The sequence below is a fragment of the Cytophagaceae bacterium ABcell3 genome (assembly GCA_030913385.1).
Taxonomy (GTDB): domain Bacteria; phylum Bacteroidota; class Bacteroidia; order Cytophagales; family Cytophagaceae; genus ABcell3.
Genome location: CP133159.1, coordinates 3,330,953 through 3,348,277 on the forward strand (window position 1 = coordinate 3,330,953; position 17,325 = coordinate 3,348,277).

16 protein-coding genes are annotated in these 17,325 nt (G+C 35.7%); 6 read left to right on the forward strand and 10 right to left on the reverse strand.

Translation table 11 applies throughout. The features are described from left to right. The first annotated feature begins 302 nt into the window (after positions 1-302). Both RCC89_13390 and RCC89_13395 read left to right on the forward strand, forming a co-directional pair. On the forward strand, positions 303-995 hold the full coding sequence (locus RCC89_13390; protein ID WMJ74151.1) for a metallophosphoesterase: 693 nt from the start codon (positions 303-305) through the stop codon (positions 993-995). A 257-nt stretch (positions 996-1,252) separates the two neighbouring features. Next, positions 1,253-1,696, forward strand: coding sequence for a hypothetical protein (locus RCC89_13395; GenBank protein WMJ74152.1), 444 nt, complete (start codon positions 1,253-1,255; stop codon positions 1,694-1,696). Positions 1,697-2,856: 1,160 nt separating this feature from the next. On the opposite strand, the gene RCC89_13400 is transcribed toward RCC89_13395, so the two are convergent. Further along, on the reverse strand, positions 2,857-3,315 hold the full coding sequence (locus RCC89_13400) for a hypothetical protein (protein WMJ74153.1): 459 nt from the start codon (positions 3,313-3,315) through the stop codon (positions 2,857-2,859). 812 nt (positions 3,316-4,127) lie between these two features. Between RCC89_13400 and RCC89_13405 the strand changes: the two genes are divergently transcribed. The 3 genes from RCC89_13405 to RCC89_13415 are packed head-to-tail and all read left to right on the forward strand — an operon-like array spanning position 4,128 to position 6,980. Continuing rightward, complete coding sequence (locus RCC89_13405; GenBank protein ID WMJ74154.1) at positions 4,128-5,297, forward strand: hypothetical protein; 1,170 nt, start codon at positions 4,128-4,130, stop codon at positions 5,295-5,297. 13 nt (positions 5,298-5,310) lie between these two features. Next, positions 5,311-6,003, forward strand: coding sequence for a GIY-YIG nuclease family protein (locus RCC89_13410; protein WMJ74155.1), 693 nt, complete (start codon positions 5,311-5,313; stop codon positions 6,001-6,003). 8 nt (positions 6,004-6,011) lie between these two features. Continuing rightward, a complete protein-coding gene (locus RCC89_13415; protein WMJ74156.1) occupies positions 6,012-6,980 on the forward strand; it encodes a hypothetical protein in 969 nt (322 codons plus the stop codon). Here the strand turns inward: RCC89_13415 and RCC89_13420 are convergent. Next, a complete protein-coding gene (locus RCC89_13420) occupies positions 6,946-8,418 on the reverse strand; it encodes an IS66 family transposase (protein WMJ74157.1) in 1,473 nt (490 codons plus the stop codon). The genes RCC89_13415 and RCC89_13420 overlap by 35 nt on opposite strands. A gap of 623 nt (positions 8,419-9,041) precedes the next feature. Here RCC89_13420 and RCC89_13425 point away from each other — a divergent pair. Next, positions 9,042-9,656 carry a JAB domain-containing protein gene (locus RCC89_13425; GenBank protein WMJ74158.1) on the forward strand — a complete coding sequence of 205 codons (615 nt, stop codon included), beginning with the start codon at positions 9,042-9,044 and terminating at the stop codon, positions 9,654-9,656. Positions 9,657-9,727: 71 nt separating this feature from the next. Here RCC89_13425 and RCC89_13430 read toward each other — a convergent pair whose 3' ends face one another. The 8 genes from RCC89_13430 to RCC89_13465 form a co-directional block, all read right to left on the reverse strand. Further along, positions 9,728-10,432, reverse strand: a complete 705-nt coding sequence (locus RCC89_13430; GenBank protein WMJ74159.1) for a DUF2490 domain-containing protein — start codon at positions 10,430-10,432, stop codon at positions 9,728-9,730. A 3-nt stretch (positions 10,433-10,435) separates the two neighbouring features. Beyond that, the gene (locus tag RCC89_13435) at positions 10,436-11,692 is read right to left on the reverse strand and encodes an MFS transporter (protein WMJ74160.1); all 1,257 of its coding nucleotides are present in this window, start codon (positions 11,690-11,692) and stop codon (positions 10,436-10,438) included. 22 nt (positions 11,693-11,714) lie between these two features. Then, positions 11,715-12,155 carry a rhodanese-like domain-containing protein gene (locus RCC89_13440; protein WMJ74161.1) on the reverse strand — a complete coding sequence of 147 codons (441 nt, stop codon included), beginning with the start codon at positions 12,153-12,155 and terminating at the stop codon, positions 11,715-11,717. 2 nt (positions 12,156-12,157) lie between these two features. After that, positions 12,158-12,511, reverse strand: a complete 354-nt coding sequence (locus tag RCC89_13445; GenBank protein WMJ74162.1) for a DsrE family protein — start codon at positions 12,509-12,511, stop codon at positions 12,158-12,160. Positions 12,512-12,521: 10 nt separating this feature from the next. Then, entirely contained in the window at positions 12,522-13,634 is a 1,113-nt protein-coding gene (locus RCC89_13450; protein ID WMJ74163.1) for an MBL fold metallo-hydrolase, read from the reverse strand. A gap of 11 nt (positions 13,635-13,645) precedes the next feature. Further along, positions 13,646-14,314 (reverse strand): metalloregulator ArsR/SmtB family transcription factor, encoded by a 669-nt coding sequence (locus tag RCC89_13455; GenBank protein ID WMJ74164.1) that lies wholly within the window; start codon positions 14,312-14,314, stop codon positions 13,646-13,648. Positions 14,315-15,001: 687 nt separating this feature from the next. Then, a complete protein-coding gene (locus tag RCC89_13460; protein WMJ74165.1) occupies positions 15,002-16,075 on the reverse strand; it encodes a virulence protein RhuM/Fic/DOC family protein in 1,074 nt (357 codons plus the stop codon). Positions 16,076-16,895: 820 nt separating this feature from the next. Continuing rightward, positions 16,896-17,300, reverse strand: a complete 405-nt coding sequence (locus RCC89_13465) for a hypothetical protein (protein WMJ74166.1) — start codon at positions 17,298-17,300, stop codon at positions 16,896-16,898. Positions 17,301-17,325: the final 25 nt, after the last annotated feature.

Sequence of the window (17,325 nt, forward strand, 5' to 3'; positions counted from 1 at the left end):
GTCCAAAATATTGACCTGCCAATATTTGCATAAACTATTATGAGGTATAAGTGCAAGGGTTTTTCGGTTATTTCTTCCGTGTACAGTAAATTGAGAAGTGTTTAATTATATCCTGTAGCACAAAAATCTATTTTTGCTTTTAGGTCATTATACGGACAAGCCATATCGCAAATAACCCGTAACTAGCACACAGCCGCCCTTTATTCATTCAGCTTTGTTTGTATAATATAAAAGAATTCCATACCTTAAATATTCCTTAACCGACTTTAACTATCATTTCATTTGAGAGTTAAGCCTTTGTTATGGCAAACTTTGCAATAAGCGACATACACGGTTGTAACAAGAGTTTTTTAGCATTGCTTAAAAAACTGAACCTTCGAAAAGGGGATACCTTGTATCTTCTTGGAGACCTGATCAACAAAGGGCCTGACAGTATAGGGGTTTTAAACACGGTTCTTGAATTAATCCGAAACAAAATTGATGTCAAGCCTCTTAAAGGCAACCATGAGCAAATGCTTATCGATGTTATCCGGATTGGACAACCGAAAATAAATCCATTTGTGCGCAAAATGCTCAATCTGGAAAAAGAGTCAGCCATTCCAGAGCATTTACTCGAATGGATCAGCCAATGGCCTTACTTTTATGAAAATGATCACTTCGTTTTTGTTCATGCGGGGTTAAACTTCGAAATAGAAAATGTTTTTGATGACCTTAAATCTATGGTGTATATCAGAGACAATACCATAATGCCGGAAAAAATAGACCACCGTAGGTTGATTCATGGACATACACCACAAACTGTTTTAAGTACTCAAAAACAAATAGACAACATGAAACCGGCCATCAATATAGATGGTGGGTGTGTCATGTATCGCAGTAAAAAACTCGCTCACCTGATGGCATTAGATCTAGATTTTCTGCATTTGATCGTCCAGCCAAATATCGACCATCAGCCTAAAGCAAAACTTTCCAAAGAAGTTTCCTCTCAACTATAAACAAACCAACAGCAAAAGGAGAGGGGCATTTCAAAAAATAGTTATAGATTCCTCCAAAGAATCCCTTCTTTACACCTACACATTAAAACAACAGATCGCTAGACATAGACACTATTCAAAAAGATGTATACACAACAATAAAGACAAAATAACATAAGTAAAATATTTAAAATCAGCAATTTAAAAAGTATTTAACTTAAAAATATGCAGTTTTAATAGAAAAAGACATACCTTTGCCATAAAAAATACAATATCAAATGCAGAAACCTTACTTTATATTTACATTTTTTATGGCGCTTGCACTTATGACAAGTTGCAAAGTAGAGGAAGTTGAGCCAGAGCCTGAAATAGCTGAGAAAGTAGCAGGCACGTATAGCATTGTCAGGCTTGAAACTGAAAACGGGGAAGTTGAGGATATTTATGAGAATGCCAGGATCATTTTCACCCAGCGTGACAAAAACCATCTGGATATGAAGATATACCTTAGAGAAAATGTAGAAGAACCCATGTCTGGAGAAAACATTGAAGCAGCGTATGCAGGTAACACTAATATAGTAAACCTAACCAGAACGTTTAGCAATGGTGAATTGAAAGGAAGTGTTACAAACTTTTACTCAGTAGTCAATCTTACAATAGAGCTTGAAGACGAATCTTTTATCAAATTACAAGCAGAACGTCCAGACCCAGGATATGATATTTAGCAAAGAACATAGCTGATAAAAAGGCCGTCCATAAATAGGGCGGCTTTTTTTACCACAAACTTTCACACCATAGGCTTATCCGCTACACAAGCATTTTAGAGAGGGAGTTGATTTTGTACACCAGACAAAAGAGATGGGGGATTTATGAGATGAGCGAACCTCAAAGCGCATATAGTATGTCACTTAGACCATGGGGGTTTTACAAAACCCTATTTAACATAATATAAATTATATAACAAACACCGCTTTTTTAACCCACGCATGTTATATAATGATATTATGTATAAATAGCGCAGCCGTTTCCATAATTGGCAATAAGCAAAGAAAAATGGTGTCTTCGACGACTTTAATTTGTCTGTTATATAATTTGACGTTATATTAAATAGCCGCGCAGGCCGTGCAGCTGGGCCACCAACCATCCGCACAATCCTGACGCACCTATTAAAGATTAAGTTTTTTCCCCACGCTCTTTTTGGCTTACCCAAGGCAAGAGATTTGCCGAGCGAGAGTTCGTTTAAATTTTAATATCCGTAGAATTATCTGGAATGGTTTCAAATATTGAATTCTCGTGGCATTGGATTTCGCTCGTCAAAACACATGCCAGCCAACGCTCTTAAAGAACTCACCAAAAGTGTTTATGAAGCCTACGGCAGTATGGCGTGAGTTGTGCTGGTGCCGCACAGGCAAATACTTTTGGCATTGATCCAAAAAGTATTCAAAAGATCTAGGCAAAACAAATGCTTCCTACACACATTCCTCCGCTCACCCCGCTGTTTTGCCTTACCCAACGCTCATGGCGGTTTTCAACCAGAGCATAACGGCCTACCGGCTCTATTCTTCCTTCTTTCTATTTAACATAATGTAAAGGTATGGTGATTTCCCCTCCTTATTCCGCTATAACTTATTCCAAATTTAGATCTATGGCTTTGGTGATTCTTTTATGGGATTTATATCTGTGAAAGATGAAGGTTTTGGGCGTGCCCCTAAATGCTATGGCTCAAATCCACCTTATTTAGGGTCGTGCAACCCTCGAAGAGGTCTCACGAGGGGCTTTGCGCATGCCTTGCGGGTACGAGTAATCCGTTCTAAGTCCTCGTCCAGTCGCTTTTCCTGCCCAAACTGTGGGCTTTCCACTGCTATCACTCACGCAAGGAATTCTTCTATAAGCTAGTTAGTTGTTCCTCAAAAGCATATTTAGCCAGTTCCGGAAAGGTCTTTTTGTTGATGTTGATTCCGTATTCAGAATGCTTCAATGCGGTATCTGTAAAAAGCATATTAGGAGTTTTCCAGATTGTTGAAGGTATTAGGTATTTGTATGGCTTCTGTCCATCAATAAAAATTACCAGACCGATATATAAATCATCTCTGATTCCTTGTTCGAGATGTGATTTAGAAATATAGGTGTATGTTGTTTTGTCAATATTAATCTGGCGACACAGAACATCAAACTCTTGCTCCCCTACTCTGTTTTTAACCCTGAAATTAGCTCCCTTATGTTCGGCATATGTGGTGATTACATGATGATTGTCTGATAATAAGAAGGCAGTTTTAATAATTACTTCTGCCAATTGATCTAGTTTGGAAAGAGGGCGTAATTGAGACCAGTTATGGATCATCATAAAAAGGAAATTCTGTTAACACTGGAAAGATAAAAATTAAATGCGTGTGACAACAGGATTATCTGCTAATCTTTGGCATTAACCACACCAAGCCAAAGCAAAAATACGGTTGGTTGGTTCGGGAGCAGCAAGGGTTCGCTACGCCTGCTCATAAAAAAATCTCCACCCTCCCCTCCCATTCATCCGCACAGGCTCCGGGTAGTATTTTTTTATGGCAGCCCTTGCATCTGCCTTACCAAAACCGTGGAGTCCGCTTTCCTTGGTGCGGTTACCAGGGGTTCACTTTAATTTATCTCGTTATGTACAAGTCATTATTTCGTCTTCGTCTCTTTGGTTGGTGGTTGGTCGCCAGCGTTTGCCCTCGTCACACATTTTTACTTCGCTTCTGTCGCTTAGGCGGTGTTTGGGAGTTTCGCCTTCGCATATTCAAGTTCGAGTTAGCATTTTCTGAGCTCCCTTTTTAGGGGGCTTTTTTATTACCCTTGGTGTGGTTACCAAGGGTTCACTTAATCTTTATCACTATGTTTCACGTTCACATTAATTTCAAGTTCAAGTTCGGCAGTTGGTATCTGTTGGGTACCACCCAGCCCAAGTGTTCATTCAAAAGTCGCTATCGTGTTTATCCGGGTGGCTGGCGAGACTTTTCCATTTATTTACTATGGTTCAAGTTTAGCATTACGGAGCTGCTTTTTAGGTAGCTCTTTTTTTGTTAATGCTGATTCGTCTTGAAAATAAGTTGAACGCAAATACAATGCGGTCAAAATATATAACTTTATGATTATAATTAAACATTGTTTTTTAAAATTAAAAAAATGACACCTTCTGAAAAATTTGTTTCTGATTTGTGCCTCAAATCTTTCCTGCCTTTTTGGAGTTTTCAAAGTCCTTTAGGAAAAAAAACAAAGGAACTTTGTGATATCTTAGTTTTATGCAATGATATAATCATCATAATATCAGTTAAGGATATTTCTCCTTCTACAAATAGTGAAGAATCCATTAATTATGAAAGATGGGTTAAAAAAGCAATATATGATTCATCTGAGCAAATATGTGGTGCGGAAAGGTACCTAAATACTGTTGATGAAATTGTTCTAAATGATAGAAAGACTACTGTTAAACTTCCAGAAAAAAGTAAAAGAAAAATATATCGTATTGCGGTAGCTTTTGGTAGTAAACCTAATTATCCATTACCAACCGGTGATTTTGGGAATGGTTTTGTGCATGTATTTGATGAATTATCTACTTCGGTAATATTTAATGAATTAGATACTATAAAAGACTTTATTAATTATTTAGATGCTAAGGAAAATTTTTTTCTTAATAAAACCTTTTTCATCCCTAGAGAGGTAGATTTTTTAGCATTATATATAGAAAATAGTTTGGATTTTAATTTGCCTTATGATACAATAGTAGCAGAATATGGTATGTGGGAAAGCTATTGTAAATCTAAACCTTATTTACAGTGGCAGAAAGAAATTCAGCCAAGTTTCATTTGGGATAATCTAATTAACCACCTTTATAAACATCATATAAAACCTGATACGTCTGTTGAAAAAAGAGAGGAACTTGAACTTGCTGTTCGACAAATGAACTTAGAACCCAGAATCAATAGAATTGAGCTTGTTATGGTTCTCGAAAACGCAATCAAAAATAAAGTAAGTGCTCGAATGCTCAAACCATTACCAGGAAATAAGTATACCTATGTATTTATTCCTTTAACCAATAAAAATTGGAATAAAAAAGAAAAAGAGCTGCAATTAAGATGTGTTGTAGCGAGAGTCGTAAATCCAGATGTTGAGACAATAATTGGAATTTCTTTGGGAGGAGGTTTTAAAGGGAAAGAATCAGTATTTGATGTTTGCTTCTTACATGTCCCTATTATTGATGACGATTTTGTGAAAAATGCCAAAGAAATACAAAGTAATTTAGGTTATTTTACTAATACAAAACTTTCCTATAGCAAAGATTTTAGAACTCATTAAGGTAATTAATCACATGAATTTAGACAATATTTTAAACAAAAGAATTGAGATTATTTCTGAGGAATTTGCATATAAATACCTTGTTCATATTAATGAAATCAACGATGTCCTTAATGGGAAATTACTCTCATCATATGGATGTATCTATTCTCCTCAGTCTTTATCTCAATATTATCTTTATTACATTACCAGTAAATACAATAAGATTGAAGGAAAATTATTGAGATTAGATTCCACATTAAAATCAAGATGTGATTTAACCTTTAAATTTGCTCAGGTTATATATGAGGATTATGCAGAGGACAAAGTGATTAATCTGTTTTATCTATTTGAGAGGTATCAATATATAGTTTTCAAAAGATTGGATGTTTTAACAAGTGTTAAACATTCGTTTCCTGAAAATTTATGGGAATATAGCGTCAGTGAGAATCTAATTAATGGTAAAGATAATTTTGTTTATTTGATGAAAAATTTAAGAAATGGTCTCTTTAAGATTGGCCGTAGTTTAAATCCTGATAAAAGGGAAAGAACTCTACAATCCGAAGAACCGGAGATTAAACTATTCTTAAGTAGAAAAGCTCCTAAATCTGCCGAACTAGCATTACACGAAAGATATAAGAAAAAGAGGGTTAGAGGTGAATGGTTTTATTTATGTAATAATGATGTGAAAAACATTGAAAAGTTTTTATTATCTAAAAACAATTAAGAAAACTTATGACACCTGACAATAAAGAAAAACTTTTAGAAAAATGGCATTCTTCAACTTTAACTTTAAGGAAAAAAGCAGCTTTTTTCCTTGGACTACTCATTATTGTTATTGGATTACTCTGGAACCAAAAACAAAATTTAAATAAACATGCAATTTTGCAGAATAAATGGCAAGAATATTATTATTTAAGTCAGTATGATGGAGATTCTTTAAAGGAGTTAATAGAGAGATCCAGAAACGATGATGATACATTAGTCCTAAACTATATAAACTTTGAATTATATTTTAAACTTCAAAAATCCAATTTTAGCAACTCTGAGATTTTCAATGAGATTCAAAAGATTGATATGGAGAAGCAAGAACTATTTTTTGATCAATCTTTTAATATTTTAGGTGTTCAAATTCCACTTAAAATAATTATTTTATTGTCAGTAATAATACTAACCATTCTTTTTCACGAATTCACTCAAACACTTCATTATAAAAGAACGATATTAAATGAACTTCATAAGTTTAAATTTGAAAAATGGGAATTGGGACATCAAATGTTCGGACAATACAGTGGTATACAAGAAAGCACTAGCGGGAATTACATAAATTTTATAAGTGGCCTAATTACATTTGTTGTTTTAATATGCCCATTAACAACAAGCTTATTACTTTTTGATTTTTTAGGCGGTTTTAGAGAGAATGACTATGTAATACTATTGAATATTCCTTGTTTATTGATAATTTCAATAAATACCACTATTGTTTTCTATAAGGAAAATATATTAGGAGTCGGATATTTGGTTGATTTGTTTATGGGAAATATTAAAGATGAACCTAAACTAACCGTGATATTTTTTATATGGATAATGCTACCGATGATTTTAGTTGCTTTGCATAGCCTTAACTGGGATAAATTTAATCTACCATTAAAAGAATGTATACTTGTAACTACTCAGCAGGGCTTAATTTATCAAAGTCTTTAAGTACATCCAAAACCTTGCAGCCCCGTTTAATGGCAGTATCTATAACTGACCTTATGGTCAGGAAGCACTGCGCACCCTGCAAGGAACGGAATTGACCTGATACCTTCAGCTTTACTTTTATATTTCTGATGGCTCTTTCTGACGCATTATTGTCTGGCGGGACGTCCTTCTGGTTCAGGAATTCAAAAACGGATTCCTTGTTCTTTTGCAGCCTTTTTTTGAAGGGCTTTACTTTTTCAAATACTACAGACTGTTTCAACAGTTTGTCAAACCTGTCAAAAACACCTTTTCTTTTCTCTTCAAAGTTGCCTTCTAATTCATCCTGCCAGTCCTTCTTTAACTTTAGGGCGTCTTCAAACAGCTTCTTTATATCTTCTGCCCATGAACAATGCAGCACTTCTACAAAATATTTCAGGTCGCGCAAAAGGTGGGCCGTGCACAACTGGTGCCTTCTTGCCAATGTTGCAAGTTGGGCTGCCCATGCATCGCTTATCAGGGTACTCATGGGAAAGCCGTCCGGGAAGCTTTCTGCAATGCCCACATTCCCTCTGGATTTTGAGATACTCAGAAAAGTGTTTTCGGGGTCTTGCCATGTAAACACCCAAAGTTTTTCCCCGTTGACCTTACAGCCAGTTTCATCGCTTCCCACCACTGGCGCTTTTGCGACGTCCTCCTTTATCCGCTTATAGGGCTCTTGGGCTTTTTTGGCAAACCTTTCCAAGATGTTGCCAATAGAACCTTCGCTCAGCGGAAGCCCAAAGACATGCCCCAATATCTCACCGGTCCTTGCAAATGGGACATAATGACGGGCAGACAGGTAGGCTACAAGCCCTTCGACTCCGGCCCCATATTGTATACTGGCTTTCACGTCTTCAGGAAATGCACTGCTGGTTTCATGTCCACATGTACATTTTTTGACAAAGACCCTGTGCTCAACATATACCGGTTTAATGGGCGGGATATCGACAACCTGTCTTTTTTCTTTTAAAACTTCTTCTTTGTCCGAGATGTCTTCTCCACAACAGTCACACAAAGATGGTGTATGCTTGACCACTTGGTCAGGGTTATCGGTCATTTTCAAAGTGCTCCCTTTATGGCCAGGTTGGCCGCCGGTCTTTTTTCCTGTTTTGGTGCGCAGGCTTTTATTGGTGGTTCTTTTCTGGTCTGCTGAAGGGGGGATCGAGCTATTGTTGCTGTTCTTGCCTTCTTTTAATATCCTGACCTTCTCTTTGAGTTTTTTGACCTCATTCTCCAATGCAACTATACGGGCAGCCTGTTCAGCAATAACTTTTTCTTGCTGCAAAATGATTTTCTGCTGCTTTTCAATAATATCAATATAGTGTTGTAAGTCTTGCACCTGAGCGTGGATATTGGCTGCAAATAGGTGCAGAAAGTGCATTATAAAAAGAAGGCTGCCCAAAACTTGCCAACCTTTCATCGTGGATAACTCAGCAAAAAAGTCGAAAACAGAAACAATTCACAAAAAACTGCCCAGACAAGCTCCCGTAGCCGATTTTTTATTTTAACTTACCAACATTAATTTAGAGAATTTTCGGGGGCTGAGTAGTTACGTATACTTTATTACACAATTATCTTTTTTACCGTTTTTTTATTTATACTTTCTTTATGGTATTCGTATCTGCAACCGGAAAAGAAGATTTGGAGGAGTGGAAAGTTTGTTTTCCTAACGATGAACATTTTCTGGATTTTTATAGGAATCTATACCCGTGCTACTGGTACAGTTCAACACTATCTTGATGAAAGATTCCTGAGATGGATTAATGGAGGTTTTATTATAATCTTAATAATAGCAATATCCCTTTCTTTCCTCTATACGCAAATGCTAATACTTAAAAAAGATTATAGTCATGCTTAGAATTTTCGCTTATCCAACACAAGCATCTGCACACATCCCATAGCCCCTCTACCTTCCCTATTCCAAAGCTATGGCATAAGCTGCATCTGCTACTATGAGAACATAACAGCCTACGGCAGTTATAAAAACAGCACGTCATTTTCAAAACCATTGTCTATGTTTTAGAAAATTCCCTATTTTGCAACATGAACATCCGGCTATCAAAAGATCAAAAGATTAAAATTCTGAACTCGGAAGACTTATACAAAGTCATGCAGCAGGTATTGTTGCGTGAAAACAAGATAGACCGGAACAAGGAGCACTTCTGGATAGTGTGCCTGGCCAATAACAACCAGATCCTGCTTATCGAGTTAATCAGCTTAGGCACGGTAAATAAAACTCTGGTGGAACCTATGGAGGTTTTCAGCTTTGCCTTGCAGAAACGAGCTGTTAAAATCATCATGGTACATAATCATCCGAGTGGCGAACTTGAACCTTCATATGGTGATATACAAATAACTGATAAGATGGTTGCTATAGGAAAATTTGTCAATGTTCCTGTTATAGATCATCTCATTATTACAGAAAAAGATTTTTACAGCTTTATTGATTCTGGCTTACTTTCTAAAATTGAGAAGGAAAGCAAATATGATTTAACTTTTAGTAAAGTTGATTCCTTGAAAGAGGAGATTAAATCTATTGAAAGCAAAAAGGCCACGGAAATGGCAAAAAAGATGCTTGAGGATAATCTTCCTTTAGAGGCTATTGAAAAATATACAGGCTTGTCGAAAAAACAAATAACGAAACTTTCTAAAAATTAAAAAGATTCCCCTATTTGACAAGGCTTAGCTTATCTGAAGCTATGACATTCTTTATTTGCCTCATGCTCCTATTACCGGAAACTCATATTATGAATAATCCAAACCGTAAGACCATGCCTGAATATAAAATTGCCATTTTGCATAGGTATTATTCTCCAATCATATCCTGATAATACGGTTATGTTTTTCTTAGATAATCCTAGTAACAGATACAGTCTGTTCTGGTCTATTTCATTATTTACCTGCTTACCAAAATTTAAAAGTAGTTCATCTAATACATCAAAATGAAGTCTTCTTTGATTAGGGAGGTCTTTTATATAAAATCTTAATCCATTCATCAATCTAATCCGATGGTAGAATATTCTATCATCAAGTATTTCCGAATTACTTATCATTTTCCTGAACCTTGCATCATAGCGTAATCGGTATTGATACAAAGTCTTATTCCTAATTGATAAACGACCTGCCATTTGTGCCCACAGACGGTTTTCGGGACGGATCAGCTTATCTGAAAAACCAGTTGACGTAACTACCCACGCATAGCCTGCACTTATACTATGTTGAGGTTGAAAAAAATATGTTAGCCCATGACGTGAAGCGAAAAATGAAGTAGATACATAATGAAAATCATTCCACAAAGAAAACCTGTCTGTAATTTTAACAGATGACATATAACCCAGCCATATTTCCCTTTGATTTTCTATTGTTTGACATAAAGCTTTACTGGGAAGGAGCCATACAAAAAGAATTATAAAACAGAGTCTTTTATATTTCATTATTTAAATTGTAGCAGACTTTCCAGAAATCCAATCCAAGATTTTTACGGATCCGTCCTTAGCATAGTTCATTCTGAAAAGTATGATCAAAGAGGAAACCAAAGTCAAAAAACCAATAAATATAATTGACGCATTTATACTGATAAGGTCAGCAATGATTCCGGATAATATTGCTCCAATTGCATATCCTAAATCTCTCCATAATCTAAAAACTCCAATGCTCTTTGCTCTGTCTTGCGGATGAGTATTTTCAGCAACAGTAGCCAAAAATGTTGGATAAACCATGGCAGTTCCCCATCCTAAAATAGCTGATAAAGTAACATAATGCCACATATCTTTTGACCATATAAGAAAAATGAGTGCTATTGCTTGTAAAAGCATTCCCGTAAACAACATATCCTTTTTATTGAATTTGTCTGCCATTTTACCCGTAAATATTTGACCAAACCCCCAAACAGCGGGATATACGGCGATGACAATCCCTATTTGTTCTAAACTAAAACCTTTTGTTGCTAACATAATAGGGAATATTCCCCAAGCCATACCATCATTAAGATTATTAATTAAACCAGCTTGAGTTACTGAACTTAAATTCCTGTTAGTTAAAGTAGTATCTCGGAAGATATTCTTAAGTTTTGGAATGGTATTGGTTTCACCTTCCTTAGTGGTATGATGATAAGTATCTTGTACAAACAGCCAACTCAATATCAATCCTGCAAAGACTAATCCTATTCCTAAATAGAAAGGATAAGGCCTAAGTCCATATTCGCTTGCAATCCAACCCGTCAAAAAACCAATTAATGCAACAGCTATATAACCGGCAAATTCGTTCAACCCCATTGCAAGACCCCTATTCTTTTCACCCACTAAATCTATTTTCATTACGACTGTGCTAGACCATGTCAAACCTTGATTTATACCTAAGAGAATGTTAGCTGCAACAATCCAATTCCAATCCGGGGCATACATTAATATAAATGGAACGGGAATTCCTATTATCCATCCGGAAATCAATAGATTCTTTCTACCGAATTTATTAGCAAGGGCTCCCGTAAAATAATTTGTGGTGGCTTTTACTATTCCAAATACTACAATAAATGAAAGAATGGCTGTTCGTGCAGCAATATGAAATTCTACTTCTGCAATTTGTGGAAGGATTGACCTTTCCAACCCAACCATACCACCGACAAAGCCATTAATGACCACTAATAAGGCAAACTGCCTCCAGTTTTCCCTTAATCCTAACTGTACTTCTTTCATGTTGATTTCGTTAAAATTTTAATTAATCCTCCATAGGAAAACCTTTGTCAATCCAGTCAACTTTCAAGTTTTTTGGAAGGTCAAGTAATCGGTGGTTTTTATATTTTTTCTTGTTAAGCAAAGTAAAAGCAGGACGAATATTCGGACAATGTTCAAAAGGGCAACAACCACAATAAAGTACAATTGCTTTGTCTTTCGGAATGTTCTTTAAGTTCGTTTCAAGCTTCTTAATTCCTTTGCTGTCGTTGACAAAACCAATCTCTAATGAACCCTTTATTTCTCCGGCAGGGCCTATATTGAAAATGACCGGATCATTGGTTTTATCGCCATCAGATAAAAGCTTTGCCAGCTCTTCCGGCTTCATCAATTGCTCTTGCTTCCATGGCTCAGGATCAGTATTGACCAGAGACATCAATACCATCGGCAACAACATCAGAGAAATTTTAAATATTCTTTTCATCATATTTAGATATTAAATACCTTATCAGACTTGATAATCCATTGTGCATATTCAGTCATATTACTTATTTCTGCACCTTCAATCAATTTGGAACTTCCATAACCTCTTCCTTCAAGGCAGCTTTTACAAATTTTTACCTTCCCATTTTTGCTAATGATTTCGGTAAGCAGATTTTCAATATTATAATTACTAGCAGAAGGTTTTTGTCCTGACAAACTACATCCTACCCCATCTCCCATTAAAAAAACTTTTACCTTCACTGATGGATCTTCTTTTAATAATTGTAGTGCAGTTCTTACGCCATTATATGTCTTTTCTGATGCGTATGCTGATTCATTAACAGTAAATAATATTTCCATATTTTAGTATTTATGAGATGGCACAACGGTTGGCTCCTGCTTCTACTTCTTTTGGATCAACACTATTCAAGTCACCGGAAAAGTTAAGCTCTACTATTTTTAGATAATTTGGAGGTGTCGGAGGAATTTTTGAAAGAATAACTCTTATAAACTCATCTTCAGAAAGATGAAGAGTAGAAACTGTTTCTTTTATTTCTTTAAGACTCATGGATATTATCTGATGATCAAAAGGAACAGGTCTACTAATATGACCCGGAAGAACAATACTGCTATAATCAAGACCTAATAATTTCATTAAAGAATTATAAAGTATAGAAGCCCTTTTCGCAGCCTCAGCTTCACTTGCCTTTAGATCAGGCCTTCCTACACCATTTGTAAAGAGTGTATCACCTGTCAACAAATATTTGTTGTCGATCATATAAGTGGTGCTATCCATAGTATGACCAGGAGTATGCAATGCTCTTAAAACAGAAGTTCCGAATTGCAATTCATCGTTATCTTTAATTCTGGAAAAAGAGTATTTCAATTTATACTGATCAGGCATATATAATGTACCACCGGATAGTTCAGAAAGAGCAAGCGATCTGGAAAGATGGTCAGCATGAATATGGGTATCTATAACATACTTGATTTTCCAGCCGTTTTGTTTTGCCACAGCCAGATAGATGTCAGGACTTAAAGATGCATCTACTACGATGGCCTCACTTCCCGAACCAAGAACATAAGACAAACAGCCTTTTCCTGTTCTACGCACCTGAACAATCTTTAGATTATTATCTTCAATTTCTGCAGTATTCCAAGAAAGAGACCATCCTTTCATTCCTCCTTCCAATGAGTAAGCCTCAATACCCTTTTTTCTTAGTTCGTCTGCTGCAATTTGGCTTGTTCTTCCAGCAGCACAAACAGTAACAACTTTAGTATTTTCAGGAATATTTATTTCATCTAAAACTGATAAATCACCTTCATTTAGCCTATTGTAAGCATCAATATAATTGCTGCCAGGAATAAACCATTCTTCACGCTGTTCTTTTGGCCTTACATCAAGAATGTAGACAGACTTTTCTTCTTCAAGCAGGAGTCTTAGTGTTTCAGAATCGATATTATTTAAATCTTTATTATCCATAATTTCAAAAATTAATTTTTACTTATTTCAACATCTAAACCTTTTAATTTCCAGTCAGGAAATCCTTGCTCAAGGCGAATAGCTTTATAGTTATTTTCTTTTAACATAATCACTGCATCATCAGCGAAGACACAAAAAGGACCTCGACAATAAGCAATAATCTCTTTATTTTTTGGCAGCTCATTCAGTCTTTTAGCAAGCTGGTCTATAGGAATTGATATTGCTTGTGATATATGTCCTGAGTTAAATTCTTCCGTAGGCCGTACATCAATCACAACTACATTCTGATTTTCCATTTTTTTAAGTAGTTCATCGATTGTTACGGATTCAAGAGTCTTCTTCTGTGTTCGAAAATCATTTATCACTTTCTCAATTTCAGCGATTCGTTCAGTTCCTAGTTCTCTTAGTAGTTGCCATATATAAGAAACTTTATCACTGGCAAGCCTGTATATGATGAAATTGCCATTTCGCTTTATTTCTACAAGACTTCCTGCTTTTAACACTTGCAAATGCTGAGAAGCATTTGCTATAGACATTCCTGTTTCATTAGAGATCTTTTCAACAGTTCGCTCCCCCTGTGCCAAAAGGTCAATAATTTCAAGTCTTTTTGGATTTGAAAGTGCGTTGCTAACTTTTGCAAGCTCTCCAAATACTTTGTCTTTAAATTCTCTTTTTTCCATTCTTGGTTGAATTAATAATACAAATGTAATAAAACTTATTCAACTATTCAATAAAATTATTGAATAGTTTGCAACTAATTATTTTACAATCAATTAAATCTTTTAGAAATAGAACTTAACCTAATGAATGTTTAAGTCGGACAGATTCCTTGAGGCAGAAAGGCTTATTAAAATGGATGATTTGTCATTGAAATAGAAGATTCCAGAATCTTATTGAGTTAAATTGAAGTCTGGTAAAGTTTTTAGGAAGAAATTAAGAAAAATTGATTTGTAATCGGAAAATAACAATACCTGAATGGATTACTTGTAAAATCCTTGAAATTTAGGATAAAATTAATAGGCTTTACTATTGGGAGTTGCCTTCGGCCGGGCTATCCGCTCCAATTACGAGCTGCCCCTCTCCCAGCCCATGTCGTGATTTCCGCTTCTATCCCTAACTCAAAAAACCAGCGCAAGCATAAGCACACATCCCATAGCCGCACAAGGCCTTGCGAATCCAAAGCTATGGCATAAGTGCATCTGCTCCTCCTTTAAAAATCCAACCTTAAAAAACTAAATCTTTATCCAGCCCAGCCCCTAAGCTATGCTTAACATAACGCAGCCCATTATATTACAGACTTGCAGGCAGCAGTAATATAACCTGACGTTATTTTAAATAGCTTCGGAACGATTGAGATTTGAAAGATATTATAAATTATGTTTTTTTTCTGTGAGGAGATTAACTATAACTTTAATCATGATGTCTTTATCATTTGGGTTGCTTTCAGCGATCATCAGTGTTAAAGCAACCAGAGCATTGTCGGATATTCTTTTGATTCCATCATCTTTGTAAAGAAGATTATTTCGCTCCAGAAACCATACAAAAAGAAAAGCTGCAATACGTTTATTACCATCAACAAAAGAATGATTCTTGACTACAAAATATAATAGATTAGCGGCTTTTTCTTCTGTTGAGGGATACAAATCTTTTCCATCAAATGTCTGATAGATATTTTCCAGAGATCCTTTAAAGGAACTGTCTTTTTCTTTACCAAAAAAGCCTGCAAATTGAGTTTGTTCACCTAATTTAGCAACGGCCTTTTTGGCTTCATCATAGTTGATCCTAAAAATCTCCTTTTTACCTCTTCTTGGTAATTCCAATCTCTGATGATCGTAATCGTCCAGTATTTCAAGTGCAAATGTGTATTCGGCAATAACTCTTATGAGTCCTTCAGCTTCTCCGTCTTTTAGCTGATAGTTATTGATAACTTTTTCCTGCAACTGAACTACTTTCTTTAATTGATCAAGCTGCTCCTGCTTTTCCTTTAGCCTTTTCTCATTTATTGCAAAACCTTTTATCAGGTAATCTTTTAATATTTTATTGGCCCAGATACGGAATTGAGTTCCTCTAATGGATTTTACCCGATATCCAACCGAGATGATAACGTCAAGATTGTAATGCTCAACTTCTCTTTCAACTAGCCTTTTTCCTTCCTTTCGAACTGTTCGTAATTTCCGAACAGTTGGACTTTTCTCCAGTTCTCCTTCTTTGTATATCCTACTTATGTGCTCACTAATGTTGGCTTTACTAGATACAAATAACTCTACCAATTGAGCCTGCGTTAACCATACTGTGTCATCTTCCAGTCTAACCTCCAAACTAGCCCTTCCATCAGCAGCTTCATATATTACAACTTTATCTAATTCTTCCATTTTAAAATATGTTAAGCTTTCGACCTGGTTTTGAAGTGTTGCATATTTTGCAACAGATGAATCAGGCATAAAAATATTAATTATAAGTGGAAGTTAAAAAAATACCAACCCGACCCAAGCATCCCTGCCTACCGCAGGCAGGTGCACACATCCCATAGCCGCACAAGGCTCAGCACAAACCAAAGCTATGGCATAAGTGCATCTGCCCTACTCGATGAAAAGCCCCTTCTAAAAAACTTAATCTTTTCCCCTGCCCAAAGCCCTAAGCTATATTAACATAACGCAGCACATTATGTAACAAATGTATAATTATTGTCTGAACCAGAATTCTCAGAATGAAAGAATTACCAGAATGAAGACTGCCAACAGTCAAGCGAAAAAATTTGAATACCTTAGAGACTATTGGTAAAGCATTTCTAATGATGACACTGCCACATAAAAGTTAAAAAAGAATGTCATCTTGAGGAGCGAAAGATCTGTTAGTACGAGAGCTGCAATGTTTGTCCATTGTTTATTGCCTAATGTCTGAATCAGAATTCTCAGAATTTAAGAATTATGAAACTCCTTTTCCGATGCCAAATACCATATCGCTTCTTATTATACCCAAGCTCCTGAATTCTTATTTAAAATAAAGCCATACACAGAGATATTTGTCTTAGTCTAACTGGCCCCTCTCTAAAGTAAATTATTTAACCAAACCCTATTTAACATAATGTAAAGATTGGTTGGCTTGAGTCAATTATATACCTATCCCTACGGCGATCTTTTCACTAACCCTATAATGCGATCATTAGACTCTTGATTTCCTTTTCCTCCTTAAATTAGTTCACTGATTGAATTAGTCTCGCTTTTTGGTGAATGATTTAGTGTTCTACACTGCTGTAGTTCGTTAAACCCCTTTAGCAATTTCTTTCAACTCATGTATGATCTTATTGAAGCGAACCATTTGGTTTTCGTAGTATAAATTGCCTATAATAGCCTCTTGCATGATATCGCTGTTGATAATTTCTAAAAATGCTGTTTTTAAAAATATTTGTACATCTTTTTCTGCCTTGAATATCTGTTCCTTTATACGGGACGAATAATTAAGTAGATACACAATATCCTCATAGTCATGACTTGCTCTCGGATCTTTGCCTCCTCTGTCTTTGAAGGCTGTAAATTTTGTAGCTAAAAAATATTCAAAAGGAAGAATAAATATAGGTATCTCGTCTACCATTACCTCCTCTTTATTTTTAAAGCCGGGTTTAAACCAGGGATTGGCAGGAGCCCAACCTACTTCTTGGGTAGCCATTACATCTACCTTTATATCTTCATAC

Coding starts and splice junctions, on each gene's coding strand:
- RCC89_13455 (WMJ74164.1), bottom strand. CDS start 14,314: ATGGAAAAAAGAGAATTTAAAGACAAAGTATTTGGAGAGCTTGCAAAA.
- RCC89_13420 (WMJ74157.1), bottom strand. CDS start 8,418: ATGAAAGGTTGGCAAGTTTTGGGCAGCCTTCTTTTTATAATGCACTTT.
- RCC89_13445 (WMJ74162.1), bottom strand. CDS start 12,511: ATGGAAATATTATTTACTGTTAATGAATCAGCATACGCATCAGAAAAG.
- RCC89_13440 (WMJ74161.1), bottom strand. CDS start 12,155: ATGATGAAAAGAATATTTAAAATTTCTCTGATGTTGTTGCCGATGGTA.
- RCC89_13395 (WMJ74152.1), top strand. CDS start 1,253: ATGCAGAAACCTTACTTTATATTTACATTTTTTATGGCGCTTGCACTT.
- RCC89_13435 (WMJ74160.1), bottom strand. CDS start 11,692: ATGAAAGAAGTACAGTTAGGATTAAGGGAAAACTGGAGGCAGTTTGCC.
- RCC89_13405 (WMJ74154.1), top strand. CDS start 4,128: ATGACACCTTCTGAAAAATTTGTTTCTGATTTGTGCCTCAAATCTTTC.
- RCC89_13415 (WMJ74156.1), top strand. CDS start 6,012: ATGACACCTGACAATAAAGAAAAACTTTTAGAAAAATGGCATTCTTCA.
- RCC89_13460 (WMJ74165.1), bottom strand. CDS start 16,075: ATGCCTGATTCATCTGTTGCAAAATATGCAACACTTCAAAACCAGGTC.
- RCC89_13425 (WMJ74158.1), top strand. CDS start 9,042: ATGAACATCCGGCTATCAAAAGATCAAAAGATTAAAATTCTGAACTCG.
- RCC89_13400 (WMJ74153.1), bottom strand. CDS start 3,315: ATGATGATCCATAACTGGTCTCAATTACGCCCTCTTTCCAAACTAGAT.
- RCC89_13465 (WMJ74166.1), bottom strand. CDS start 17,300: ATGGCTACCCAAGAAGTAGGTTGGGCTCCTGCCAATCCCTGGTTTAAA.
- RCC89_13450 (WMJ74163.1), bottom strand. CDS start 13,634: ATGGATAATAAAGATTTAAATAATATCGATTCTGAAACACTAAGACTC.
- RCC89_13410 (WMJ74155.1), top strand. CDS start 5,311: ATGAATTTAGACAATATTTTAAACAAAAGAATTGAGATTATTTCTGAG.
- RCC89_13430 (WMJ74159.1), bottom strand. CDS start 10,432: ATGAAATATAAAAGACTCTGTTTTATAATTCTTTTTGTATGGCTCCTT.
- RCC89_13390 (WMJ74151.1), top strand. CDS start 303: ATGGCAAACTTTGCAATAAGCGACATACACGGTTGTAACAAGAGTTTT.